This window comes from Pseudomonas sp. DF5 (genome assembly GCF_058148225.1).
In genome coordinates, this window is record NZ_JBYVYM010000006.1 from 154,551 (window position 1) to 180,152 (window position 25,602).

A 25,602-nucleotide genomic window follows, 5' to 3' on the forward strand; every position below is an offset into this window, starting at 1 on the left:
CAGCTCCTGCAGGGAGGTGTTTCAGTCAGGCTTCGGGCTTACTTTGTTGGTTGATCGCTGGAGTGTTTACACAAGTTGATTGTTACAGGGGTGTAGTGGTTACTGTTGGTATGTCGAAACAGCGTGCTGCTGTGATACTCGTAGACTTCCTGGTTGGTCGATACATTGATAGTTGAACCTTGGATATCGACCTTTATGGCTGGATCTCGGGTGACTAAAAACGGACCAGCGGTCTTGAGTTCAGACGCTATTTGCTCGTTGGATGTCAGTTCGCGATAGACATAGTATCGATAGCTGAACGGTACTGTTGCTCCGCCTCGATCATCCTTGACGCCGTAGATGAAGCTGTTTTCGCCAAGGGGCAGTTTGAGTACTACATCGGTCAGCACCGGGTTGCCGGAAGACATGAGCCATGTCCAGCCGATGTAAGCCAAGCATACAACTAGCAGGGAGGAGGCGACGATTGTGTATGCAGTTTTTTGAGTAGTTCCTGTATCGGGCGTTGATACACCAGGGGGCGACGTTGGAACTATCACGGGGCACTCCTGTGCACGCTCGATTGATTGAAGCGCTAAACTCTAGCATCAAAACGATGACTAAAAGCACCGTATAGATAAACAGGAGTTTTCATACAAGAACTCAGGTGTCGATAATCTTGCTCGTTGGTAGCGTTCAGGCCCGAACCCTTAAACCCGAAATGCCTGCACCGCTGTATGCAACTGCCCACCCAATGTCAGTAAATGTTCGCCTTGGCTGCGCCCTTCACCAATCCTCAGCAAGTTATCCCCACCCAATTGATGAATCCGCTCACTGTGATCGCGGATTTCGCTGACAGCGCCGCTCTGCTGGGCAGTGACATCGGCGATGCGCACGGCGGTGTCGGAAATGGTCTGGATCGCTCCGACGATTTTATCCAATGCACCGTCGGCGGCCTGGGCCTGGTTGGCCGTGGCTTCGGCGTGTTCGACTTGGGCGCGCATGCCTTCGACCGATTGTCGCGCGGCGGTTTGCAGGCCGGCGATCAGCGTCTGAATTTCGGAGGTGGCACCGGCGGTGCGCTGCGCCAGTGAACGAACCTCTTCGGCCACCACCGCAAATCCCCGGCCCATCTCCCCGGCGCGGGCCGCCTCGATGGCGGCATTCAGCGCCAGCAGGTTGGTCTGGTCGGCAATCGAACGAATTACCGTCAGCACGCCGCCGATGGTCGCCGACTCTTCGGCCAGATGTTCGATCATCTGCGCGTTGCCTTGCACTTCACCCACCAGCGCATGCAGCCCGGTGAGGCTCAGGCCGATGACCTTCTGACCATGTTCCACCGCCAACCCTGCATGACGACTGGCGTCCGCGGCTTGGCTGGCATCACCGGCGACTTGTTGAATCGTCGCCTCGAGTTCACCGAGAGAGTCGCGGATCAACGCAGTGTCGCCGGCCTGATGCTCGGCGCCGCTGTGCAGGTCATTGCTCAATTCGGCCAGCGTCCGGCTGCTGCCGGCGACTTGCTCGGCATTGAGGCGAATGGTCCCCACCAGATCAACCAGATAGGCACGCAAGCGATTGAGCGAGGCTTGAATGTCATGCAGTTCGCGGTTGGTCGCACCCAGTTGAATGTCGCGACTGAAGTCGCCCTCGGCCCAGATCGAAAGGGCTGGTGCCAGATTGGTCAGGGTTCGGGCCAGGCGTCGCTGCAAGGTATCAATGAGCAAGGCGATCAGCAGAATCAGCCCGATCATCACGCCCTGCATCAGCCGCACTTCGCCCTGGATTTGCCCGTGCTGGGCGCGCACTACCGGTTCCAGCCCGGCGATGGCCTGCTGCACGGCGGTGATTTTCAAGTGAGTCGCGGCGCTGAGGTCGGCGCGTTTCTGGATCTGCTCGCGCGTGCGTGCCAGTTCAGCCGGGTAGCGGGTGAGCAGGCTATTGAGTTCACGCTTGAGGCTGACACCGGCGTCTTCGGCGACGGCTTTCTCGGTGTTCTCCAGGCCCATCATGGCGGAGAAGTCATCGGTGTTCGATTCACTGCTGGCAGTCACCCCCAGCAGCGGCAAGCTGTTCAATTGTTCAGCTTGAACGCGGATGCTGGCGACTTCGCGCTCGACATCGGCGGCCAGTTCGCTGCGCCCGCTGCTGACCAGTTTGTCCCGGGCCAGCGACAGCTTGCCCAGATGCTGGGCGGCCTCGAGCAGGGGCGTAAGGTACGCTGCGTTGCCGCTGGCGTACCGGCTGAGCTGATCGAGACTGGCGCCGAGCTCGCGCTCGGCTTGCAGCAGCAGGGCTTGTGGATCGCCGGCGAGTTTGCCGGCAGCCAGCAAGTCCGTCTTGCTGAACTCTTCCAGGTTCGACAGGCTGGGGTGCAAGGTATCGGCCAGGCTCGGAGGTAATTCGCCGAGCTCCTTTTGCAGGCTGTCGATGGCCTGGCTGGCGCTGCTCAGGCGCAGGGCATCGCCGCTGGCCAGGTAATCCTCGACGTTGCGCGCCACTTCATTTTGAAACTGCTGGGACAGGCCCAGGTAACGCTCCATCAACAGATAGGGGCGCTCCAGGGCTTTTTGCGACCACCAGAGGGTAGCGCCGAGGGCCACGCACACGGCGACCAGAAGGAGGGTATTGAGATTGGTCAACAGCTTCAGGCGCATTGCGGACTACCAACGGCAGAATGGTAAGTGCCTGAAGTTATTGCGTTTCTGTTACAGCGTTATGACCGAATCGGTCGATTCCGATGAAAAAGTGGCACTTTGCTTTGACTCCCGCGCGGCTTGCACGCGGTTGCGTCCGGCGTCCTTGGCGCGGTACAGCGCCTCGTCTGCCTGTGTGGCCATCATCAGGCTGTCGGAGCCTTCGTGCAGCTCTACGACGCCGGCACTGAAGGTGCACCAGAGGTCCTGTGGCTGGGCGGGGTAGTGAATTTCGGCAAAGCGCTGACGGATTTCATCGAGCACCTTGTAGGCCGATTCAATATCGGTGTCCGGCATGACGATGGCGAACTCTTCACCGCCGTAACGGCCGATGAAGTCAGTCTTGCGCAACCGTTGCTTGAGGAACAGCGCCAGACTCTTGATCACCCGGTCGCCCATGGGATGGCCGTGGCTGTCGTTGACCCGTTTGAAGTGGTCGATGTCGAGCATCGCAAAGCTCAGCGGCTTGTTTTCGCGACGGGCACGGAATGAACAGTCTTCGAGCAGCTGCAGAATATGGGTGTGGTTGTACAAACCGGTCAGGCTGTCGCGCACCATCCGCGCTTTCAGATTGCGCGCCCGCGCCGCACGGTTGCGCACGGTGGTGATCAGGTGTCGCGGCTTGATCGGTTTGGTCAGGAAGTCGTCGCCGCCCTCACTCATGGCGTCGAGCTGCTTGTCCAGATCGTCTTCGGCCGACAGATAAATGATCGGCACGCTGACATAGCGGTCGTTATGGCGGATCACCTTGGCCAGTTCCGTACCGGTGCAGGCCGGCATGTACATGTCGAGGATGATCAGGTCAGGCTGGAAATCCGCCAGTTCGGCCATGGCCTGGATCGGTTCGATCAAGGTCCGTGTGACGATCCCGGCGCTGTTGAGCAGGCGTTCGGTGTGCAAGGCCTGTGCGCGGGAGTCGTCGATGATCAGCACTTTATAAGGTTCGTACTGGGCGACGCAGGTCAGCACTTCGATCTTTTCCAGCAGGCTCGAGGCTTCGAGGGTGCCGGTGAGAAACTCCTGGCCACCGGCGCGCACGGCGGCGAGGCGGGTCGGGGTATCGGTTTCGTGCAGGCTGAAAAACAACAGCGGCAAGGGCTGCTCAAGGCCTTGCTGGGCTTCGGCCGCCAGTTTCAGGCCGATGCCGGCGCCACTGAAGTCGACGTCCATGACAATCGCCGCCGGCAACCGCTCGACCATCGAGGCGCGGAACGCGGCGACACTGCCCAGGGATTGGGCGCTGAGCCCGAAGAATTCAAGTTGCTTGGCCAGCCGTTCAGCCCGGTCGTGATCCTGCAACATCACGTAGATCGGTTTGCGCAGCGGTGGCAGAAAGGTGTGTTCGAGCTGATCGCCATGGCGCAGGCCGGTGCGGGACAAGCGCTGCATCAGGCGGTTGAGGTCGGTGATCAATCCGCTGCTCAGGCGTCCGCGATTGGCGTCGACGGCCTCCAGCGACTGGCCGATATGACGGGCCAGCAGGGTGTGTTCCGGTTGTTCGAAACGTTCGGCAAAGCGCAGCAGGCGCAGATTGGCCTCGCTCAGCTCCGACAAGTCGGTGGTGGACCATTCGTTGCGCTGCAGGCGTTGCCATATCTCAAGAATCTGACGTGCCTGATGAATTACCCGCTGGGCAAAGTGGTGCTTGAGGCGCTCACGGCTGGGGTCTTCTGGCTCGGTCATATCCTGACTACTAGTTAGGGTGCATGCTGAGATCGACTGGTGGCTCTATGCTAGCACCTCTTTTCAATTGCATGAGTGTCCTACGTCAATAATCTGCAAAGCGACATCATTCAGTTCCCGACCGACTGGTCGCATAGGCTCAACGCTGTGCTTCATTTATAGTGGCGGCTCGATTGCAGTCATTGTGTGTTCGCTGTGTCCCTCAGGATTTAATGTGCGGCAAATGAGGCACGATGGCGTAGGGTTGTAGTCGAACCGATGAACTCAAGTGATTGAAAGGATATCGCCATGCTGGACTGGAAGAACCGCACGGGCAGCGCGCCTGAGCGTGCCGCTGAACCGAAATCGGCCACCCGCAGTTATTTTGGTGGCCTGTTGTTCAGTCGGGCGCTGGCCACTCTGATTTGCCTTTACCTGTTGGTGGCTATCGCGCTGGGCTGGTACTGGAGCCAGGAGCCCGCGCTCTTTCCGGTTCAGCAAAATGCCCAGGTGGCAGCCGAGAAAGAAGGCAAGCAGATGGTGGTCGGGTACACCACGGTGGAAACTCTCAAGACTGTCGCCGGTACCTTGCTGACCAAACCGGGTGGCTATATTTCCAACGACCGTTTCCCGCCGGGCCTGTGGATGGACAACATGCCGAGCTGGGAATATGGCGTGCTGGTCCAGGTCCGCGACCTGAGCCGTGCGCTGCGTAAAGACTTCGCCCGTTCCCAGTCGCAGTCCGCCGAAGACGCCGACCTGGCCAAGGCCGAGCCGCGCTTCAACTTCGACAACAAGAGCTGGGTGCTGCCATCCAGTGAGTCCGAGTATCAGGAGGGCATCAACTCCCTGAGCCGCTATCAGGCACGTCTGTCGGGGCCTGACCAGAAGAGCGCGCTGTTCTACGCCCGTGCCGACAACCTGAACAACTGGCTGGGTGATGTCGGGACTCGTCTGGGCTCGCTGTCGCAACGGCTGTCGGCCAGCGTTGGCCGGGTCAAGCTCAACACTGCGCTGAAAACCGAAGTCCCGGCGCTCGGTCAGGTGCCGCAGGTTGACGAAGAAGTCGTTGAAACCCCGTGGATGCAGATCGATAACGTGTTCTACGAAGCCCGTGGTCAGGCCTGGGCATTGTCCCATCTGCTGCGCGCCATCGAAGTCGACTTCGCCGATGTGCTGGCGAAGAAAAACGCCACGGTCAGCGTGCGCCAGATCATCCGTGAGCTGGAGGCTTCGCAAGAGCCGGTCTGGAGCCCGATGATCCTCAACGGCAGCGGCTTCGGTGTGCTGGCCAACCACTCGCTGGTCATGGCCAATTACATCTCCCGGGCCAACGCCGCGGTGATCGACTTGCGTCAACTGCTCAATCAGGGCTGAGTCATGGTAGATAGCGCTAAAGAGGCCGCCCACCGCGCGGCCTCCGATGCCGAACAGATCGCCTGGGTCGACGAGCAGGACAACCTGCTCGGCGCCCTGGTGCGCTCCGACCTGCGTGAGCGTGGGCTGATCGGGCGCGGCACCTACATCATGCTGTTCAATTCTGCCGGTGAGCTGTGCGTTCACCGGCGGACCCTGAGCAAAGCGATTTATCCCGGTTATTGGGACGTGGCGGCCGGCGGCATGGTGCTGGCCACCGAGACCTACGCCGAATCGGCGGCCCGTGAGCTGGAAGAAGAGCTGGGGGTGAGCGGTGTGGAACTGACCGCCCACGATCACTTTTTCTTCGAGGACACCGGCAACCGGCTCTGGTGTTCGGCGTTTTCGGCGGTGTGGGACGGCCCATTGATCCTGCAACCGGAAGAGGTGCTGGAAGCGCGCTTTATCCCGATCGATCAGGTCCTGCTGGAAATCCAGCAAAAACCGTACTGCCCGGACTCTTTGGCAGCCCTGAAGCGCTATCTTCGCGCCCAAGGGGATGACGTCGCAAAAGAGCTGTAAATTGGCGCCGATTGGCTCTTAGCAAGTCGGCTTTTTGCCGTTACACTGCGCGACCTTTTCAAGCTGAACCGGCAGTGCCCGGCTCAGTAGCGCTGCCCCTGCCTGAGTGGGGCTTCGCGGTCGATAACCTTGCCCAAGGTTGCGATCAGTCTTTGTCCTCCCAAGAGGATTGCCGGTGGCCAAAAAAGCCGCATCCTTCGCCGCCCTTGGTGGCCTGGTATTTTCCACCGACGCAGGTCGTCATTGCCCGGAATGCAGTAAACCGGTGGATGCCTGCATCTGCAAACAAACCGTTATCCCGGCCGGCGACGGCATCGCTCGCGTGCGTCGCGAAAGCAAGGGCCGTGGCGGCAAGACGGTGACGACCATCACCGGCGTGCCGTTGGCCGAAGACGCGCTCAAGGAACTGGCCACCACGTTGAAGAAACGTTGCGGGACCGGTGGGGCGTTGAAAGACGGGATCATCGAAATCCAGGGCGATCATGTCGAGCTACTCTTGGCTGAGCTGATCAAACACGGTTTCAAAGCGAAGAAGTCCGGCGGCTAGCAGCCTCTGTGAAAGCCACCCGCGGCTTGATCCAGTCCTGATTTCATTCTGGTCTGGCGTCGTCTCCATGGTTTTCACAGAGCCTGTTCATGACCGGTTTCTAAACTCACTGCGGTCAGCGAGGTCTACCCCCTCGTTGACGAAACGTCATTTTCATTCTTTAGACTGCGCCGGCCTGAACTCAAGGCGACGCTCTATGACTTCTTTATAGGGGACTTCGATGTCCGTAAGACGCACACGCAAAGACGATGGCAGCCAATGGACAGTTGCGGACAGCCGCAGTGTTTACGGGATTCGCCATTGGGGGGCCGGGTATTTCGCGATCAATGACGCCGGTCGCGTCGAAGTTCGTCCGAACGGCCCGACCAGTTCGCCTATCGATCTGTTCGAGCAAGTCGACCAACTGCGCAAAAGCGGTTTGTCCTTGCCGTTGCTGGTGCGTTTCCCAGACATCCTGCAAGACCGCGTGCGTCAGCTGACCGGCGCGTTCGATGCCAACATCGAGCGCCTGGAATACCAGAGCAAGTACACCGCGCTGTACCCGATCAAGGTCAACCAGCAGGAAGCGGTGATCGAGAACATCATCGCCACCCAGAACGTATCGATCGGTCTGGAAGCCGGCTCCAAGCCTGAGCTGCTGGCGGTACTGGCGCTGGCGCCGAAGGGCGGCACCATCGTCTGCAATGGTTACAAGGACCGCGAGTTTATCCGTCTGGCGCTGATGGGCCAGAAGCTGGGCCACAACGTGTTCATCGTGATCGAGAAAGAATCCGAAGTCGGTCTGGTGATCGAAGAAGCGGCGTCGCTCAAGGTCAAGCCGCAGGTCGGCCTGCGTGTGCGTCTGTCGTCCCTGGCGTCGAGCAAGTGGGCGGACACCGGTGGCGAAAAATCCAAGTTCGGCCTGTCGGCGGCGCAACTGCTGTCGGTGGTCGAGCGTTTCCGTGCCGCTGGCCTGGACCAGGGCATTCGCCTGCTGCACTTCCACATGGGGTCGCAGATCGCCAACCTGGCGGACTACCAGCACGGCTTCAAGGAAGCGATTCGTTACTACGGCGAACTGCGCAACCTTGGCCTGCCGGTCGATCACATCGACGTCGGCGGCGGTTTGGGCGTGGACTACGACGGTACTCACTCGCGTAACGCCAGTTCGATCAACTACGACATGGACGATTACGCGGGTGTCGTGGTCGGGATGCTCAAGGAATTCTGCGACGCGCAGAGCCTGCCGCACCCGAACATCTTCTCTGAAAGCGGCCGCTCCCTGACCGCCCACCACGCGATGCTGGTGGTGCAGGTGACCGACGTCGAGAAACACAACGACGACGTGCCGAAGATCGACAACAAGGAAGAACTGCCGGAAACCGTGCAGTGGCTGGTTGACCTGCTCGGCCCGACCGACATCGAAATGGTCACCGAGACCTACTGGCGCGCCACGCACTACATGAGCGACGTGGCCACCCAATACGCCGATGGCAAGCTGACCCTGGCGCAAAAAGCCCTGGCCGAGCAATGCTACTTCGCCGTTTGCCGCCGCCTGCACAACTCGTTGAAGGCCCGTCAGCGTTCCCACCGTCAGGTGCTCGACGAACTCAACGACAAGCTGGCCGACAAGTACATCTGCAACTTCTCGGTCTTCCAGAGCCTGCCGGACACCTGGGCCATCGGCCAGGTCCTGCCGATCCTGCCGCTGCACCGTCTCGACGAAGAGCCGCTGCGTCGTGCGGTGCTGCAAGACCTGACCTGCGACTCCGACGGCAAGATCAAGCAGTACGTCGACGAGCAGAGCATCGAGACCAGCCTGCCGGTGCACGGTCTGAACGAGGGAGAAGACTACCTGTTGGGGATTTTCCTGGTCGGTGCCTACCAGGAAATTCTTGGCGATATGCACAACCTGTTCGGTGACACCGACTCGGTGAACATCTATCAGAATGCTGACGGCAGCGTATACCACGCCGGTATCGAAACCCACGACACCATCGAAGACATGCTGCGTTATGTGCACTTGTCGCCGGAAGAGCTGATGACCCACTACCGCGACAAGTGCGCCAGTGCCCGCATCAGCGCCAGCGAGCGCACCCAGTTCCTCGATGCCTTGCGTCTGGGCCTGACCCGTTCGTCTTACCTGTCTTCTTGAGGTAAGGCGCCGCGCCCATCAGGTTGTCTGAAATTTCTCCATACGTTGCGGAAATTTCAGATGACCTGGTGTGGGGCTTCTCTTTTTTCTTGCGAAATGACCCACATTCCGAGCAATCCAAGCGATGTGGTCTTCTTTTCACGTAGGTCATTTCCTAAGTTGTACTTCGGCACTCTACTCGGCCATGTCTCTCAGCGAGAATCCCCGGCCGCCCCTCCTGTAGAGAATCGCCGATGTTCGATCCAGTCAACGAGCCGTCATTTCGTCTGGATATAGCGGGTCTTCCCGACCCCTTTGAGGTCTTGGCCTTTACCGGTAGTGAAGCCATCAGCGAGCCTTTTGCGTTCGACGTGGATCTGCTGAACGATGACCCGACGCTGGACCTTGCAAGCCTGCTGTACCGCTCGGCCTTTTTGCACTTCGGGCCTGAGGGGGAGGGTATTCACGGGCAGTTGCTTGGCCTCGTTCAACACGGTCATGGCGACGAACCCAGGCTTTGTCGTGTGCGTCTGGGCCCCAGGCTTGCTTTCCTGGCACAGCGCTTCAATCAGCGAATTTTCAGCGATCGCTCGGTGCCGGAGATTCTTGCTCAGGTGCTCAAGGAGCATGGGATTGCCGGCAAGGATCGTCGTTTCGATCTGAACGGCGATTACCCGCCTCGTGATTTCTGCACGCAGTATCGGGAATCGGACCTGCAGTTTCTTCAGCGTCTATGCGCCCAGGAGCGGTTTCATTACTACTTCGAGCACCGCGCGCTCGGGCATTGTCTGGTCCTGGGTGACGGTCTGGGGCAGTTTTGCCAAGGCGACGAGAGGGGATTCGAGGAGGGGCGCGAACGACCGGGAGTGCATCAGTTCAAGCTGCATGGCTGCGGGCAGGTTGCCGAGGCGCAGACGAACCTGGCAACGCTGCGCAGCGGTCAACTGATGCCGTTGTCCGGCCATCCGTGTGAAGACTGGAATCGACTCTGGCTATTGACCCATGTCGAGCACCAGGGAGGACAGCAGCCAGATTTTTTGTATCGCAACCAGCTGCGCGTCGCACTGCAGGAGGTGCCTTTCATCGCAGCTCATCCGGTCGTGAAACCCAGGATGCACAGCCTGCAACGGGGATGGGTAGTGGACGTAGGTGAGTCTCGCCCCGATTCCTCCCGACCGGTTGCCGTGCAGTTCGACTGGCTTTATCAGGGCGAAGGCGCAGCCCCCAGCCACTGTTGGTTGCCGCTGTCTGGCGAGCTGGAAAGCGCAGGTGTCATGCCGTTGAATGAGGGCGCACAAGTGCTGGTGAGCTTTATCGAAGGTGATCCCGATCAACCCTTGATCAGCGGATTTCTTCCCGGACCACCGTCCGGCGCAGAGTCAGCCATGGCCGAGCGGCTATGCGCCTCGACCACTGAAGCCGGTCGCGTGGTTGATGGTTTATTGGGCTTGCTGCAATCCAGCGAGCCCTTGATGCTCCTGTGTCTACTGCCCGGTGGGGGCAGTTTCAGTCATTGCGCGCAATCCCTCTGCACTTGCCGGGCAGCGATGCTGCCTGGCCAGAGCGGTGCGGCATGATTGCCGTTCAGGCGCCTGACTCGACCCCGCGATGGCTGTTGCTCGATATACCGGGCGTGCCTCAGACCGGTGCGATGCTGCGGCAACAGTTTGCTCATGCCCGATGGTTCTGGCTGTTCGAAGGCACCGAATTTCATCCGTTGCGTGAGAGCGGACCAGTGTTGGTCGACCTTCGCGAATGCCCGTCACTCGCCGAGCTGTACCTATGTGAACCGCACACCTGGAGCGGCTTGCTGCTGGTCAGTGAGGTCTCTTCATCGCAGTTGCTGGAGCATCTGCGCCGCATGCTCACCGTCACCTTCAGTCTTCATCACCGGGCCTTGTTGAGTTACTACAACCCTCAAACGGCGAGTTACTTTTTCGATGCCTGTGATGCGCGGGAGCTGAGTCGCTGGCTCGGTCCGATCGATCAGTTACGCTGGTTCGGCGGTACCTGGGCCGACCGGGCCATTGGCTGTCAGGGCTGGCAGCAGCTATTCAATCCGCGGCTTGCCGTCAGGCCGCTGGCCATCGAGGAAAACCTCAGCCAGCGTCAGCGTGACACCTTGCAAACCTGCCTGCTGGAACAGCACACCTGGCGCTGGAGCCGGTCCACCGGGACCGACTACAACAGCTTGTGGGCTCACCTGCAGGAAGGGCTGGAACTGGGTTTCAGTGAGCGCCCGGTGCTCGATGGCTGGTTATGGCTGCGCTTGCAGCACCCTGACGCCGTGCCGGGGCAACCGTTATCGGGAACCACCCAGCAGGAGCGTCTCGATAGCCTGCGCAACCTGTGGCAGAACGATCAACCCTGAAGGAGGCTTGCAACTCGTCATCCTTTGAGCCAGGCGTCGTTCTTGCGCAAGTACCAGGCGAATGTGCCAAGGGTCAGGCTGCGCAGCACCATGAACAGCAGGAAGGTTATCCACAGTCCATGGTTGCCCAAGCCTTGCAGCATCCAGGCGAAGGGCAGCAGTAGGATTACCGTCAACAACATGCCATTGCGCATTTCCCGGGCGCGTGTGGCACCGATGAACAGACCGTCGAGCAGGTAGCTCCAGACTGCAATCAGCGGCAGCGCGGCGAGGTATGGCAGGTAGATGAAGGCGGTGTCGCGCACGCTCTGGATGTTGGTCTGCATCTGGATGAACAGGTGCCCGGCGAACAGAAACAGCAGGGCAAACCCCAGGCTTGCCAGCAGCGACCAACCGCACGCCACCACCAGCGAGCGGCGCAGGGCATCGCGGTCGCGAGCACCGATGGCGTGTCCGCACAGGGCTTCCACGGCGTGGGCCAGACCGTCCAGTGCATGGGCGGTCAGCAGCAGGCCGTTGAGCAGCAGCGCATTGGCGGCGACCGTGGCATCGCCCAGTCGCGCACCCTGCACGGTGATCAGGAAGAACACCGACTGCAACGCCAGGCTGCGGATGAAAATGTCGCGGTTGACCGCCAGCAACGGGCGCCAGCTCTGCCACAATCGCAACGCTGCCCAGGCGATATGGCCGGGGTAGGCTCGCAGGGCTTTGCGGGTCATGAACAGGCCAATCAGCGCGCCGGTCCACTCGGCGATCACCGAGGCCCGCGCCGCGCCGACCACGCCCCACTCCAGGCCGAGCACGAACCACAAATTGAGTGCGATGTTGACCAGGTTGGTACTCAGCAGAATCGCCAGCGGAGCCCGGGCATTCTGGGTGCCGAGAAACCAGCCGACCAGCGCATAACTGGCCAGCGCCGCCGGCAGGCCGAACAGCCGTGTGTGGAAAAACTCGCGGGTCAGTTGATCCAGCTCTGCCGACGGTTGCATGAAGTGCAACGCGACCCCGCTCAACGGCACACCCAACGCCCCCAACAGAGTGGCCAGGCCCACGGCCAACAACAAACCTTGCAACAAAATCTGCCGCAATGCTGCGCCATCTCCGCGCCCGGCTGCCTGAGCGGCAAACCCGGTTGAGCCCATGCGCAGAAACCCCATGGCCCAGGCGAGAAAGGTATATAGGCTGGCGCCTACCGCGACAGCGCCGAGCTGATGAGCATGGGGCAGGTGACCGATGACGGTACTGTCGACCAGCGCCACCAGCGGTACGGAAATGTTCGAGAGAATCATCGGGGCGGCGAGCGCCCAGACGCGACGATGGGTCGGGCGGTCGCGCCAGTCGGCAATCAGGTTGGGCATGCAGGCTCCTTGGGGGCGCCTGCATTGTAGCGACGAACTCGGAATCCGCATCGATCCATTGTGGAAGCGAGCCTGTGTGGCTGCCTTAGTGAATGATCCAGCTCAGTAACCACAACCCCAGCAGCAACCAGATAATCCCCATGATGATCGACGCGTTCATGAAGGCGCGGATCGCCGACCACAGCAGCATCAGCCCGAGGATCAAGGTGATGATGCTGATGATCGAGGTTTCCATGCCCAATGCCTGGGCCAGCCCTTCGACAAAATTGCTGCCGGCGTTGCTCAACAGGTTGAACAGGCCACTGAGGGTGTCGATGATAAAACGGATGACCGAACCGATTGCCTGGCCGAGCCATTCGAAAAAGCTGTCTACCTGCATGTGTACGTCCTGATGGAGTGGTGGCGTGGTTGCCGGATCCGAGCCTTGGGCTATTGATCGTGCTCCCGGGTTCCCGTGGAAGCTGCCGAAGGCTGCGATTTTTTTGAGTATGGCGCAAGTACGCAGGCACAACGCTGCCACTTGCCTTCACCCGTCATCCCCCTGAAGCTATACGCCTTCAGGAGAGCCCGATGAACCTTGTTGAACTGACCGAACGCCTGCACGCCATTCGTGACCGCAATGACTGGCGGCAATTTCACAGCCCGAAAAACCTGGCCATGGCCGCGAGCGTGGAAATGTCCGAGCTGGTGGAAATCTTCCAGTGGCTGACCGAAGACCAGTCGCGCCAGTTGCCGGCGGACAAACTGGCCCATGCCGGGCAGGAAATCGGCGACATCGTGCTGTATTTACTGCTGCTGTGCAGCGAGTTGGGACTGGACATGAATGAAGTGGTACGTAACAAGCTCGCGGACAGCGAACGGCGGTTCAGCTGATGAGCGACCGTCATTTCGATCAGTTGGCGACCCGCTTCGCTGAAAAAATCTACGGTGGCGCCAAAGGGGCGATCCGCCTCGCGGTGCTGCAGGCCGACCTGGCCGAAACCCTGCCGGACCGCCCGTTGCGCGTACTGGACATCGGTGCCGGCCTGGGCCACATGTCGTTGTGGCTGGCCCAGCGCGGTCACCAGGTGACCCTGGCCGAACCCGCCGAGCCGATGCTTGAAGGCGCTCGCCAGCGTTTTGCCGAAGCCGGGCAGACCGCGACATTCATTCAGGCGCCGTGGCAGGAGTTGCTTGGTCAGCTCACCGAACCCTACGACCTGGTGCTGTGCCACGCGGTGCTGGAATGGCTGGCCGAACCCCATGCCATTTTGCCGGTGTTGCATCAACTGACGAAGCCAGACGGCTGGTTGTCCCTGGCGTTCTATAACCGCGATGCGCTGATCTACCGCAACCTGCTCAAGGGCCATTTCCGCAAGATGCGCAAGAACGACATGGCCGGCGAGAAGCAGAGCCTGACGCCGCAACAGCCGCTTGATCCACGGGAGCTGGCAGCGCAACTTGAGGGTCTGTGGCGGGTCGAAACCCAGAGTGGAGTGCGGGTTTTTCACGACTACATGCCGGTGGAATTCCAGGCCCGCGCCGAACTGCTCGACTTGTTGGAAATGGAATTGGCTCACCGCCGTCACCCAAGCTTCGCCGGGCTTGGGCGCTACTTGCACTGGATCTGTCGGCCGATCTGACCGGAGTGCGCAATGAAAAGTCGTTCAGGGTTACTGGTGATCTGTCTGGGGTTGGCGGCCTGTCAGGGCAACAACCCTTACATCGCGACGTCCAATCCCCTGCCACCGGCACCGCCCCAGGCCGCCGGCACTTTCGACCGCAGCGCCTACCCGGCGGCGCCACGGGATTACGGTCGCTACCGCAGCTGGGCCTGGCTCAACGGGCACTTGCCTGCGGGCACGGCCTGGGCTGATTCGGAGCAGGTGGCCGAAGTCGTCAGCAATGCCCTTGACCAGCGCGGCTTGCGCCCACTGCACGACAACCGCCCGGCGGACCTGTTGGTCAGCGCCGACCTGCATCTGGAAACCCGCTTGCGTCAGGTGCAGGACGGCTCTGGTTACGGTGGCGGCTATGGCGGCGGGTATTACGGCGGTGGTTACAACCGCTACGGCACGGGTTACGGCATGTACAACAGCGTGCCGGTCGTCCGTACTTATCAGGTACAGGTTGTGGTGGTGCGGGTCGATCTGTTCGACGCAAGCACCGGACAACCGGTGTGGAGTGCCAGTGCCGAAACCAGCAGTCAGGGCAACCAGAGCGAACGTGCCGATGCCCTGCGCGAAGCTGTCGAAAAGGCCATGTCGGCGTATCCTCCTAGTTAGCTCCCTATTAAGGGAGCGCCCCGCAGGTGCATGTCTTCAATCGGAGAAAAATCATGTTCCGCCGTCTCGTTTTACTGGCCATCGCCGCGCTGCTCACTGCCTGCGCCGCCAACGAGGTCAATCATGACTTCGATGCCAGTCGCGACTTTGCCGCCTATCGCAGTTGGAGCTGGAAAGAGCCCGCCGTGCAATACCGTCCCGACGACCCAAGGATCAAGAGTGACCTGACCGAGCAACGCATCCGCCAGGCCGTTGCCGATCAACTGGATCAGCGTGGCTTGCGTCCGGCCGCCGCCGGCGCCAAGGCAGACCTTAAGGTGCAGACCTACCTGATCGTTGAAGATCGCCAGCAACAAGTGACCACCTCCTATGGCGGCGGTTATGGTGGCCCATGGAACGGCTACTGGGGCGGGCCGATGTACAACGAAACCCGCAACGTCAGCTACAAGGTGGCGACCATCCAGATCGACCTGCTCGATGGCAAGGACGGCAAACTGGTGTGGCGTGGCAGCGACGAGCAAACCCTCAGCCGCACACCGAAGCCAGAGGACCGCAGCAGTACGATACGCCAGACGGTCGGGCGCATATTGGCTAACTATCCACCGCGCTAAATGGCTTAACCCTCTAACACTACAGCCCCTGTAGGAGCGAGGCTTGCCCGCGAAGAACGATAACGCGTAATGCCTGAAAAACCGCGATATCTTCTTCGCGGGCAAGCCTCGCTCCTACAGGATCTTCGTCGTCACACAAGCCCACAATAAGTTGGTGGGGTGGCGAGTTGCCAGCAATCCGGCAAACCCTTGTCTACACTGCTGTTCATCAATGGAGGTAGCCCTCGGCGGTGCGCCGGCAAAGGAGTGCGCCATGTCTCCCTGCTTGCAGTTTCGTAGCCCGGCCCGGCAACGGGGAGCGATCGGTTTGATGGCGGTGCTGACCCTCGGCATGGCCCTGGTGTTCCTGCTGCTCGTGGTCGACAGTGGCCGCTTGTACCTGGAAAAACGCAGCTTGCAGCGGATAGCCGACATGGCCGCACTGGAAGCTGCCACGCGCAACGGTGATTGCGCCGTGGGTGCCAGCGCTACCGCCTATGCCACCGCCAGCGTAAATCGCAACGGCTTCACCCTTCCTGACCCCACGCGCAACCTGGCGGTAGCCTGTGGCACCTTGAGCCTGGACGCCAACAGTCTTCGGGTTTTTGTGGCTAACCCAAGCAGCAGCGAAGCCATTCGGGTGATCGTCAGTCATTCAGTGCCGCAGAGTTTCGCCGGTGGCGTTGGCGCCCTGTTCGGCGGTGCGCCGGCCGGGGCCACCCTCAACCTGACGGCAACCGCCGTTGCGGGGCTGCCGCCACCGCTGGCATCGCTGACCCTTCGCACCACAGCGCTGAGCATCGATAGCAGCAAGTCGGCCACCCTCAATGCGCTGTTCGGCGGTTTGCTCGGCGGCAGTCTGAACGTGTCCGTGGCAGGGTGGGATGGGTTGGTGAACACCAACATCAGCCTGCTGGGTTACCTTGATCGACTGAAGGTCGACCTCGGCCTCAACGCCGCCGGGTATAACCAGGTATTGGGCGCTTCGGTGGCCGTCAGCCAATTGATCCAGACCGCCGTCAATGTGCTGGACCCCGGCGGCACCCTCGGCGCGACGGCGACCCTTGTCGGTCTGCAAGCCCTCAAGGTGGCCGCTGGCTCCACGACCGTGGTGTTGGGCAATCTGCTGCACGTCGAGAACGGCAGCGACGTCTCAACGTTCGCGACGACTGTGAGTGTGTTCAACCTGATCGAAGGCGTCGTGCAACTGGCCAACAAGAAAAACGGTGTGGTGGCAACGGTGCCGATCAATCTGGTGGGCCTGGCGCAAATCACCGCTCGGGTGCAGGTACTGGAGCCGCCGCAACTCTCCGCGATCGGCAATCCGAAAAACGCCGCGCTGGATCCGCTGGGGCCCAATCGGATCTACGTGAGAACCGCACAGCTTCGCACGTTGTTGTCGATCGATTTGCCAGCGCTGGACGCCATTGCGGCGCTGGCCAATGCGGCGGCGGATCTGGCAGGACCGTTGACCAACACCCTCAACGCCTTGCTCAATCTCGACCTGGTGGCGGTGCTCAATTCACTGACCTGTGCCATCGGCGTGCCCTGCCAGACGCCCGACGTCATCGTGCTACCGGGCCCGATACGGCTCGACGTGGCGCTGGACGTCGCCAGTGCCGATAGTTACGTCACGGCTTACAGCTGCATCAGCAACACCAACAAAACCCTGACCACCAACACCAGAACATCGCTGGTGAACCTGAAAGTCGGCCGGATCGATGCCGCCAGTATGTTCGGTAGCAACACCGCACCGCCGACGGTCACGGTGCAGTCGTTGAAGCTGATCGATATCGGCATCAAAACCTGTCGCAGGCTGCTGTTCCTGCCCATCACTTGCGATCCGCGTGTGCCTGGCGTCGGTGGTGGCATCGATGTCGTTGCCGACACCAGTGTGGCGGCGAACACCAACATGCCCCATGTCTATTCCGCACCACCGGCCAACAGCCTGCCGGACATCAACCAGCCGCCGTTTTACTACTCATTTTCCACCAGCAGCATTGTCAGCAACTTGCTCAACACCCCGGTCAACCTTCACGTCGATATGTATGGCCCGTCGGGCAGTCTCGTCGGCGGTCTGGGGGCGATCCTGAGCAGCGTGACCAGTCTGCTGGTCAGCGCAATCAACGGCGTGCTCAACCCGTTGCTCGACAGTCTGATCAACACTGTGCTGATAAGCCTTGGGGTCGACTTGAACAAGGTCGACGTCGGCGCCAACCTCAGTTGTCACTCAGGGCGCGCGTCGCTGGTGATCTGATCGCCCGGGACAATCGGCAACTCGATGCAGAACCGCGCGCCTTCGGCCGAGTTTCTTACGCTCAACCGTCCGCCCATGTTCTCGACGATGCCGTAACTCACCGACAACCCGAGCCCGGTGCCGACGCCCACCGGTTTGGTGGTGAAGAATGGCTCGAAAATCCGTTCCAGCAACCGTGGGTCGATGCCGCCGCCGTTGTCCTCGACCCACAACCGCACTGAATGCTCATCACGTTCGGCGTACAGCGAAATCCACGGTTTGAACGCCGGGTCGGCTTCGCGTTTGCTCAGCAGCGCATCCCGTGCATTGACCATCAGGTTGATCAGCACCTGTTCCAACTGGTCGACGTAACCGCGCACCTGCACATCAAAACCGCTCTCGCTGACCCGCAGCTCGATGCCTTTGCCGCGCAGGCCTTCGGACAGCAGCGCCAGGGTGCCCTCGATGGCTTGAGCCGGATTGAACGGCTGCTGCTCGACCTCCGAACGCCGGCCGAACACCCGCATGTGATCCACCACCTTCGCGGCGCGCTGGACTTGTGCGTCGATGCGATTGAGCTTGTCGGTCAGGTAATCGATTTGCGCGTCGCCATTGCTCAGGCGCTTGAGCACATTGACGATGGCCATGCGCATCACGTTCAGCGGCTGATTGATTTCATGGGCAAGCCCAGTGGCCATTTCGCCGAGGGTGGCCATTTTCGCGCTCTGGGTAAGCTGCTGCTGGGCGCGCCTGACCTCAGTGTTGTCGCGGCCCACGGCCTGAATTTCCAGCAAACGACCCTGGTCGTCGAACACGCCGCGATCCGACCAGACCCACCAGGCATGTTCCCGTCCCGGCAGCTGCAGGTTGATCTCCGCAGTGCTGACCGGGAACTCCGGGCTCAGTCGACTGAGGCGCTGGAGGAACGCTTCGCGCTGCTCCGACGACATCCAGCTGCCCAGGTTCACCCCCGGCAGCTGCTCGGGTTGGCATTCCAGATAGCTCGCCAGAGGCCGGTTGCCGAAGGTCAGCGTCAGGTCGGGGCGGTAGCGGCAGATCATCGCCGGGGAATCTTCCACCAGGATCCGGTAGCGCTCTTCACTCTGTTTGACTTTCTCGGTGGCCAGGGTCGCCTCGGTGACATCCAGCCACAGGCCCACGGCTTCCACCGGCAACCCGAGGTCATCGCGCAGCAGTTTGGCTTCGTCGAGCAGCCAGTGGTAATCGCCGCGACTGTCGCGCAGTCGATATCGGGCGCTCACCGAACCCTCGCGCAGCAGCTGCCGGGTACGCTCGAAATAGCCGTCGCGGTCCTCGGGATGGACCCGCTCCACCAGCGAGCCTGCGGCGCAATCGGCGAGCGACCAACCGAGCAGCGGCAACAGGCTGTCGCTGAAAAATGTCGGTTGTAGCGCTCCTTCGACATAGCGCTGTACGTAGATCACCGCCGGTGAACTGGCGATCAGGTTGTCCAGCCGGGCATGGGCGGCAGCGGCGTTCTGCTGCTGGTTTTTGATGTCGCTGATGTCGAGCATGAAACCCACCAGCCGACGGTTGTTGCCGATGCCCAACGCCTGGCCTTGCAGTCGATACCAGATCGGCGTTTGCGCCGAGTCGGGGTGATGCAGACGCACGCACAACAGTAACGGCGTGCCTTCGTCCTGCAAACTTTGCAGGCGACTCGCCAACTCCTCACGGTCGGCGGGGTGAATCTGTTCGAGCCAGTCATGCAGCGGCAAACGAGCGCTTGTCAGGTTCAGCGTACTGGCGAGCGACGGCGCCAATTGCACCTCGTCATGGTCGCTGAAGACCTCCCACCAACCGGTGCCAAGCAAGGCTTGCAGAGATTCCAGTCGCTCCAGTTGCAGGTGGTGCTGATGCTCGCGCAAGCGCTCCAGCAGCGGGCCGGCCAGGGCGGCGGTGAGTTGCAGCCAGTCGCGCTCGCTCAAGTCGGGGGCACGCTCTTGCACCGGGTAGAAACCACACAGCAACCACGCAACCACGCCCTGGGCATTGCGATAGGGCACCGCGAATCCTTCGGCATTACCGAAAATGTTTTGCAGGCGTGGGTGCTCGCTGGGTGTCAGTTGTTGGGGGACGGAGCCATTCAAACTGTCGAGGCCGGTGCCCAGGCGTTGATGGGTTTCCCACAACCTTGGCGCATCGAAGGCTGCGTAATGCTGGTGAATCAACCAACCCTCGGCCTGTTCGTCGAGCAAGGCCATGGCCATGCACGGGATCTGAAAACGCTGAGCCAGGCCTTGCAGTTGCTCCGCCAGCACCTCGGGCAGACGCGTCAGGCTGCACAGGCGCAACTGCTCGCTGACCTGCGCCGCGAGCAACTGGCACTGTTCACGACTGCGCGCTTGTCGACGTTCGAGCAACAGATCGCCGATGTCGATCAGCTGCAACAACCATTCTTCGCCCAACGGCTGTACCCAGCCGCGCAGGTGCAGCGGTTGTCCGGTGAGGCTGAAAAAATCCAGGTCCAGGTTTTGTCCCTGCCACTCGGCCGGCGTGCCTTCGACCGACAGGGCGCTTTGGGGCATGAGGTAATCGAGCAGGTGCGGTGGCTGCGCGTCGGGTATCTGTTGCGCCAGCAGATGCCGCAACGGACCGCTCAGCTGAATCACTCGACCTTCATCATTCAGATGCAGCTGCAAGCCGACACGCTGCACGCTCGCAGGGTCTGGCGCGTTCGGGGTCTGTGGCGGGTGACGATTAAGCAGACGCCCGAAGAGTTTGTCCCCGGAGCTCAAAACTGCAGGCTCGACCGGGCCGTGAGGGTCGCCGGCAGATTGGGCACTGAGCCGATCCCCGGCAGTACCAGAAACGGCAGCACTTGATTCAGTTTACTGGTGGGGTAGTTGATGCTGACCGTCAGCACGCCGCCGGTGTAGGTGGCGCTGGCGTCGGTGGCCACGTTGAAGTTCAGCGCGGCGGGAATCCAGGCCAGCTGCCGGGTCAGTTCGGTGGTGGCAACGGTTCGTACGGCGGTGTCGTAATTGGCGGTGCCTGGGTCCAGCGCCACGCTGCGGCGCACCGCTTCAGCCGTGGATTTATTGAACGATTGCATCAGTAACAGCGGCAGGCTGTAACTGACCAACCCATAAAACACGGCGAAAAAAATCACGAACACCAAGGCGAACTCAATCGCCACGGCACCTTTTTGTTGGCGGGGGAGGCCTGTTTTCATGAGTGCGTCTACCCTGACAATTACTGCGTAGTGTCAGCATAGAATCATTCAGCCAAAACGGACGTTTTTTACCGGATGCAGAGCCTTGTCCTACTCATCTGGCTGACGCTTTGCGCAGCACAGGATGCCCGAGAGCGCCACATCGCCAATGGCCTGACCGTTGGCGCAGGTGTGCTGGCGCTTATCTATCTGTTGTGGACAGGGACTACTTGGCTGGGGGCCGAGGCAATGCAGGGCGGCGGGGCTTTGTTGTTGGCATTGGCCTTCACCTTGCCCGGTTATGCCTTGCGACGCATGGGGGCAGGCGACGTGAAACTGATGGCGACGCTGGGCCTTGCGACGGACGGTACGCACCTGCTCGGCGGTTTCATCGGTGCCGGGGTGGCCAGTGCGCTCTGGTTGCTGCTGGCGCCAAGACTCTGGCTGCATATGGGTCAGGGGCTTAGGGCGCGTCTTCGTTACCTGGAGCCCGGGACGTCAAAAAAGCAGCCCTTTGCGCCGTTCGTGCTGGTGGGTGTGCTGCTCACACTGGCCTGGATGCATTAATCGCAGGCGTCCCCTGTTCTATGTACATAGTTGGAAAGTGCGTCTACTTTCAAAATTGTTGTTGTACAGCCTGTGGTGTCGGTGCAGGAGCAGCCAAGCCAGACTTGGCATGGAGTGGCACGTGAACAAGCTTACCTCGGCAGTAAAAGTTCTTGTGGTTGATGATGAGCCGTTGATTGTCGAAGAGCTTTGCGAGTTCATCGAGCTCAATGGTTATCGCTGTGTGCCTTGTGTCTCCGGCCATCAGGCGATCGAGCGTTTCAGCGAAGACGTGAATATCGGCTTGGTGCTGTGTGATTTGCAGATGCCTGACATGGATGGCATCCAGCTTGTCCAGGCGCTGCAGCGGTTGTCGGGCAAGCACCGGGCGTTCGAGGCGATCATGCTCACCGGGCATGCGGACAAGCAGGATGTGATCAAGGCGTTGCGTATCGGGTTCGCCGATTACTATCAGAAGCCGATTGATCTGGCTGAGTTGCTCGAAGGTTTGCAGCGTCAGGAGGCGGCCTTGCAGGAGCGGCAGAGAAACCTGCAGTTGGGGCATTTGAGTCAGAAGTTGCAGTACCTTTGTGAATCGATCGATGAGCTTTATCAGGATCTGGACAAGGTTCGTCGGGGGGCGTCTTCGGAGTCTTCTTCTGATTTGGCTGACGGTGCGCTCAGTGAGGTGGAGCGGGTGGAGATGCCCGCGGTGTTCCATCAGCTATCGCCGCGGCAGTTGGAGGTGGCGCAGTTGGTGGGCAAGGGGCAGACCAATTATCAGATTGCCTGTGAGTTGGGGATTACCGAGAACACGGTGAAGCTTTATGTGTCGCAGGTGTTGCGGTTGACGCATATGCATAATCGTACGCAGGTGGCGTTGGCGTTGTCGCCCGGGAATGCCGGGGGGCGGCGGGTTTCTGCGCATTGATCTTGGCGGCCTTTGGGCCGACCATGTTCTTGTTGACCGGGTACATATCCATTTCTGCGGTAACGGCTGCTTAGGGTTCCGCTCTTACAGCGGGTCACTTTTGGCAAACGCCCCAAAAGTAACCAAAAGGTCTCGCCCCGAGCGTACGGCCCCTCGCTAAGGCTCGGGGTTCCTTCGCTCCGGTATCCATCTGGGGGCATCGCCCTACGGTCTGCTTCGCTACGACCTACATGCGATGGGTTCGACTGCGTCGAACGGCGCTGCGCGCCAATCCCCAGATGAACACCTCCACTCAGCCTCCCGAAGGGGCGGGCAAATCAAGATCAAAAGCGGCAGGCGAGCTAACGCTCGGCCTGTAGTTTGGCGGGTGTATGCCGCTCCCCTGTGAGCTGCCGAAGGCTGCGATCTTTTGATCCTGGCGGCCTGACAGCCGACCAATCTCTCCCAGACATACACCGACCCACTTGTAGGAGCGAGCGGTGCGGCGATCCGACTTGCCCGCGAAGACGGCCTTACAGGCAACGATGTTTATTGGTCGGTAAAAACGTCAGAACCTTCCCACATGTTTTTCAGGTTGTCCGTCGGAAGCGGGCTCTCTAGCCTTTGTCCGTCGCTGACAATTCAGCGTCTGGGCGTCGCGGCCCTTTGATCTGATGCATAATCTCCACCTAGCAACAGCACTTTTGTGTCTGTCGTTTCGTGTTATGGCGACTGTGCGCGGGATACCTTCGGGTATGTCGAGTTACTCAGATCTCGGTCCGCGAACCCGCGTACAGTTGCCACCTAAAATTGCGTCGCGGCAATTGGATGTGGCTCCATTTCAAATCTGAGAGGTGTCACCATGTTCAAAGCAACCCCGAATCCCCCTGAAACTGACGACGTTTCCCCCTACGAATCCCCTGATTCCAAAAAACTCAACGAAGCCGCCGAACGTGCGCTCGACCACTACCTCAAGCCACCACCCAAACAACCCGAAGGCCGCAAACCAAGCAGGATGTTTCAGGTCGCCCCGGACATGGACAACGAAAGCCTGTTGGCCCATGTCTGCGAATCCCTGGCCTCGGCCAGCGTCATGACCAGCGACATTGCAGCCTATGTCGACGCCCCGCAGCGGCATACGCTCCTGGCGATTCAGCAGGTGATCATGCTGGCCGAGCTGGCGGTGAATCGGGTGCTGGATAACGTCGACGTACCAAAACCTGTGCCACACAGCTGATCCACTGTGGGAGCGGGCTTGCTCGCGAAAGCGGAATGCCAGTCAACATCAATGCTGAATGTGACATCGCCTTCGCGAGCAAGCCCGCTCCCACAGTTTTGAACGGTGTACATCTGCAAGGGGTAGGTTGGCTGTCAGACTGTCTTCGCGAGCAAGCCAGCTCCCACAGGATCGTCGTTATCCTTGCAGGGGTGTCGGTCTTTCAAGAACCAAACGCCCGCGCCAGCGCGGTGAAGCTTGGTCCGGCCAGCACGATCAGCAGCGCCGGGAAGAGGAACAACATCATCACCACGGACATTTTTGCGGACATCTTGGAGATGTATTCCTGCAAGCGTGTCAGGCGTCGGTCATCGAGCAGCAGCTTGAGCGCCAGCAGTGATTTCATCGCGCCGCCGCCTTGGTGAATCAGTTGTTGAAGGATCACGCAGGTGTCGGTGAATTCGTCCACCGCGAGCAATTGGGTGGCCTTGTTCAGTTCGTCGCCCAGTTCCAGGCCGGAATCGACCCGCGCCAGTATCAGGCGCAGTTCGTGGGTCAGCACAGGCAGCAGTTGTTTGCCTTCGACGCTCAACACTCGCAGCGACTGTTCCACCGCCATGCCGGATTCGAACAGGATGCGCAGCAGTGGAATGAAGGTTGATACCTCGATCGCCAGTTGTTTTTGCCGCTGCTGCGCGGCGGCGGCCAGTAAGCGTTTGGGCAGCAGGTAGCCGAGGGCTGTGGCGAGGGTTGGAGTGATCCAGTGGTTGTTCACCTGCGGGAAGAACAGGCCCTGGATCAACAGGCACAGGGCCAACGCCAGCACCGGTGTGCCGATCTGGAAGGCGGCGAACAGCGAGCGTTGTCGGGCGCTGCGCCAGCCGAGGCGGTTGAGCAGGGTCTGGGTTTCGTTGTCCAGTTGGATCGAACGCTGACCGATGCGGCTGTCGCCCAGCAGTTGTAGCCAGTGACTGACGCGATGGTCGCTCAGCGGTTTGCCGTCCAGCCGTTGGGCTACCTGGCGCGCACGCCGGTGCTGGTCCAGCAGGCCACTGAGCAGCAACAGCGTGGCCGCCAGAAACAGCAGTGCGCTCAGCAGCAGGGCGATTTTCATACGCTTCGCAACATGCGCCACAGCGCCAGGCAGCCCACGACCTGCAAGCCGAACGCGGTCGCCAGCATCATTTGTCCCGAGCCGCTGTTCCACATGGCCAACAGGTATTTCGGATTGGACACCAAAAAGTAACCGGCAAGCCCCACAGGCATCAGCCCCAGCACCACGGCCGTGACGCGGGTTTCGCCGGTCATGGCGCGCAGTTGGCGCGCCGCCTGGTCTCGTTCGCGGATCATTTTGATCAGGTTTTCGAACAGCTCACTGGCATTGCCGCCGTAGCGGTGATTGACCTTCAGGCCCAGGGCGAACAGGCGAAACTCGTCTTTCTCATACAGCTCGGCGAGGTCCGAGATGGCGTCCGGCAGGCTGACGCCCAAGTGCACGTTGCGCTGAACCCGACCCATGGCGTCTTTGAGTGGCGCTTCGGCGGCGTTGATGGCGCCCAGCACTGCATCGGCCAGGGTACGTCCGGACTTCAGGCTGCGCACGGTGTGATCGAGCAGCGTCGGCAGTTGTTCGATCATGCGCTTGAGCCGGCGCTGATAACGCCAACTGATGTACAGCCGCAGAGCCAGGGGCGGTACCAGCAGCAACATCAACAAACCGATCCAGCCCGCGAGGGCAAACCCCAGCAAGACGCCCAAGGCCCAGAGCAGCAGCCACGACCCGATACGCTCGGTGGGGCGACCGAGGCCGGCGCGTAGAAAGGCTCGTTCCAGGCCAGACCAGGATGATTTCGCCACCGTCAGTTGCGGTTGTCCCTGGGTCAGGCGGCCGAGGGTTCGGTCGATGCCGGCCTGGCGCAGACTGTTGTAGAACAAACGGATCGACACCCCCAACAGCGTCAGACAAAGCAGGATGAGCAGCGCCGGTTTGAGCATGCCGTGACC

23 protein-coding genes are annotated in these 25,602 nt (G+C 60.6%); 14 read left to right on the forward strand and 9 right to left on the reverse strand.

Annotated elements, in window-relative coordinates; all coding sequences use genetic code 11:
• Window positions 1-38 precede the first annotated feature (38 nt).
• The 3 genes from AC30D7_RS08010 to gcbA all read right to left on the reverse strand — a co-directional run bounded on the left by AC30D7_RS08010 (window position 39) and on the right by gcbA (window position 4,355).
• The gene (locus AC30D7_RS08010) at window positions 39-407 is read right to left on the reverse strand and encodes a hypothetical protein (RefSeq protein WP_490133662.1); all 369 of its coding nucleotides are present in this window, start codon (window positions 405-407) and stop codon (window positions 39-41) included.
• A gap of 279 nt (window positions 408-686) precedes the next feature.
• Entirely contained in the window at window positions 687-2,633 is a 1,947-nt protein-coding gene (locus tag AC30D7_RS08015; protein ID WP_490133663.1) for a methyl-accepting chemotaxis protein, read from the reverse strand.
• Between the two features lie 51 nt (window positions 2,634-2,684).
• On the reverse strand, window positions 2,685-4,355 hold the full coding sequence (gcbA, locus tag AC30D7_RS08020) for a diguanylate cyclase GcbA (RefSeq protein WP_490133664.1): 1,671 nt from the start codon (window positions 4,353-4,355) through the stop codon (window positions 2,685-2,687).
• 288 nt (window positions 4,356-4,643) lie between these two features.
• On the opposite strand from gcbA, the gene AC30D7_RS08025 reads away from it, so the two are divergent.
• The 6 genes from AC30D7_RS08025 to AC30D7_RS08050 all read left to right on the forward strand — a co-directional run bounded on the left by AC30D7_RS08025 (window position 4,644) and on the right by AC30D7_RS08050 (window position 11,303).
• The gene (locus tag AC30D7_RS08025; protein ID WP_019582276.1) at window positions 4,644-5,711 is read left to right on the forward strand and encodes a DUF2333 family protein; all 1,068 of its coding nucleotides are present in this window, start codon (window positions 4,644-4,646) and stop codon (window positions 5,709-5,711) included.
• A gap of 3 nt (window positions 5,712-5,714) precedes the next feature.
• Window positions 5,715-6,272: an NUDIX hydrolase gene (locus tag AC30D7_RS08030; RefSeq protein WP_019582277.1), complete on the forward strand. Its 558-nt coding sequence runs from the start codon at window positions 5,715-5,717 to the stop codon at window positions 6,270-6,272.
• A gap of 175 nt (window positions 6,273-6,447) precedes the next feature.
• Window positions 6,448-6,819, forward strand: a complete 372-nt coding sequence (locus AC30D7_RS08035; protein WP_007914613.1) for a translation initiation factor Sui1 — start codon at window positions 6,448-6,450, stop codon at window positions 6,817-6,819.
• A 220-nt stretch (window positions 6,820-7,039) separates the two neighbouring features.
• Window positions 7,040-8,953, forward strand: a complete 1,914-nt coding sequence (speA, locus tag AC30D7_RS08040) for an arginine decarboxylase (RefSeq protein ID WP_018928415.1) — start codon at window positions 7,040-7,042, stop codon at window positions 8,951-8,953.
• Between the two features lie 233 nt (window positions 8,954-9,186).
• A complete protein-coding gene (locus AC30D7_RS08045; RefSeq protein WP_490133665.1) occupies window positions 9,187-10,509 on the forward strand; it encodes a contractile injection system protein, VgrG/Pvc8 family in 1,323 nt (440 codons plus the stop codon).
• Entirely contained in the window at window positions 10,506-11,303 is a 798-nt protein-coding gene (locus AC30D7_RS08050; protein ID WP_490133666.1) for a DUF4123 domain-containing protein, read from the forward strand. The genes AC30D7_RS08045 and AC30D7_RS08050 overlap by 4 nt, the downstream gene beginning before the upstream one ends.
• Before the next feature lie 17 nt (window positions 11,304-11,320).
• On the opposite strand, the gene AC30D7_RS08055 is transcribed toward AC30D7_RS08050, so the two are convergent.
• On the reverse strand, window positions 11,321-12,661 hold the full coding sequence (locus tag AC30D7_RS08055; protein WP_490133667.1) for an MATE family efflux transporter: 1,341 nt from the start codon (window positions 12,659-12,661) through the stop codon (window positions 11,321-11,323).
• 85 nt (window positions 12,662-12,746) lie between these two features.
• Complete coding sequence (locus AC30D7_RS08060; protein ID WP_018928411.1) at window positions 12,747-13,040, reverse strand: hypothetical protein; 294 nt, start codon at window positions 13,038-13,040, stop codon at window positions 12,747-12,749.
• 191 nt (window positions 13,041-13,231) lie between these two features.
• Here AC30D7_RS08060 and AC30D7_RS08065 point away from each other — a divergent pair, with 191 nt between their 5' ends.
• The 5 genes from AC30D7_RS08065 (at window position 13,232) to AC30D7_RS08085 (ending at window position 17,772) form a co-directional block, all read left to right on the forward strand.
• Window positions 13,232-13,534, forward strand: coding sequence for a MazG-like family protein (locus AC30D7_RS08065; protein WP_007937232.1), 303 nt, complete (start codon window positions 13,232-13,234; stop codon window positions 13,532-13,534).
• A complete protein-coding gene (locus AC30D7_RS08070; protein ID WP_019582282.1) occupies window positions 13,534-14,283 on the forward strand; it encodes a methyltransferase domain-containing protein in 750 nt (249 codons plus the stop codon). Before AC30D7_RS08065 ends, AC30D7_RS08070 begins: the two co-directional genes overlap by 1 nt.
• A gap of 12 nt (window positions 14,284-14,295) precedes the next feature.
• Window positions 14,296-14,925 (forward strand): DUF4136 domain-containing protein, encoded by a 630-nt coding sequence (locus AC30D7_RS08075; RefSeq protein WP_430954342.1) that lies wholly within the window; start codon window positions 14,296-14,298, stop codon window positions 14,923-14,925.
• A 53-nt stretch (window positions 14,926-14,978) separates the two neighbouring features.
• Complete coding sequence (locus AC30D7_RS08080) at window positions 14,979-15,536, forward strand: DUF4136 domain-containing protein (RefSeq protein WP_018928408.1); 558 nt, start codon at window positions 14,979-14,981, stop codon at window positions 15,534-15,536.
• 253 nt (window positions 15,537-15,789) lie between these two features.
• On the forward strand, window positions 15,790-17,772 hold the full coding sequence (locus tag AC30D7_RS08085) for a pilus assembly protein TadG-related protein (protein WP_490133668.1): 1,983 nt from the start codon (window positions 15,790-15,792) through the stop codon (window positions 17,770-17,772).
• On the opposite strand, the gene AC30D7_RS08090 is transcribed toward AC30D7_RS08085, so the two are convergent.
• Together AC30D7_RS08090 and AC30D7_RS08095 are read right to left on the reverse strand one after the other, a co-directional pair.
• A complete protein-coding gene (locus AC30D7_RS08090) occupies window positions 17,742-20,510 on the reverse strand; it encodes a PAS domain-containing sensor histidine kinase (RefSeq protein WP_490133669.1) in 2,769 nt (922 codons plus the stop codon). The genes AC30D7_RS08085 and AC30D7_RS08090 overlap by 31 nt on opposite strands.
• A complete protein-coding gene (locus AC30D7_RS08095; RefSeq protein ID WP_490133670.1) occupies window positions 20,507-20,947 on the reverse strand; it encodes a TadE/TadG family type IV pilus assembly protein in 441 nt (146 codons plus the stop codon). The genes AC30D7_RS08090 and AC30D7_RS08095 overlap by 4 nt, the downstream gene beginning before the upstream one ends.
• 75 nt (window positions 20,948-21,022) lie before the next feature.
• On the opposite strand from AC30D7_RS08095, the gene AC30D7_RS08100 reads away from it, so the two are divergent.
• From AC30D7_RS08100 to AC30D7_RS08110, 3 genes are all read left to right on the forward strand, one after another.
• Window positions 21,023-21,493, forward strand: coding sequence for a prepilin peptidase (locus AC30D7_RS08100; RefSeq protein ID WP_490133671.1), 471 nt, complete (start codon window positions 21,023-21,025; stop codon window positions 21,491-21,493).
• Between the two features lie 109 nt (window positions 21,494-21,602).
• Complete coding sequence (locus AC30D7_RS08105; RefSeq protein WP_490133704.1) at window positions 21,603-22,403, forward strand: response regulator; 801 nt, start codon at window positions 21,603-21,605, stop codon at window positions 22,401-22,403.
• Between the two features lie 841 nt (window positions 22,404-23,244).
• Window positions 23,245-23,619, forward strand: coding sequence for a DUF6124 family protein (locus AC30D7_RS08110; RefSeq protein ID WP_490133672.1), 375 nt, complete (start codon window positions 23,245-23,247; stop codon window positions 23,617-23,619).
• Window positions 23,620-23,821: 202 nt separating this feature from the next.
• Here the strand turns inward: AC30D7_RS08110 and AC30D7_RS08115 are convergent, their stop codons facing one another.
• Entirely contained in the window at window positions 23,822-24,712 is an 891-nt protein-coding gene (locus AC30D7_RS08115) for a type II secretion system F family protein (RefSeq protein WP_490133673.1), read from the reverse strand.
• Entirely contained in the window at window positions 24,709-25,593 is an 885-nt protein-coding gene (locus AC30D7_RS08120) for a type II secretion system F family protein (RefSeq protein ID WP_490133674.1), read from the reverse strand. The genes AC30D7_RS08115 and AC30D7_RS08120 overlap by 4 nt, the downstream gene beginning before the upstream one ends.
• Window positions 25,594-25,602 lie beyond the last annotated feature (9 nt).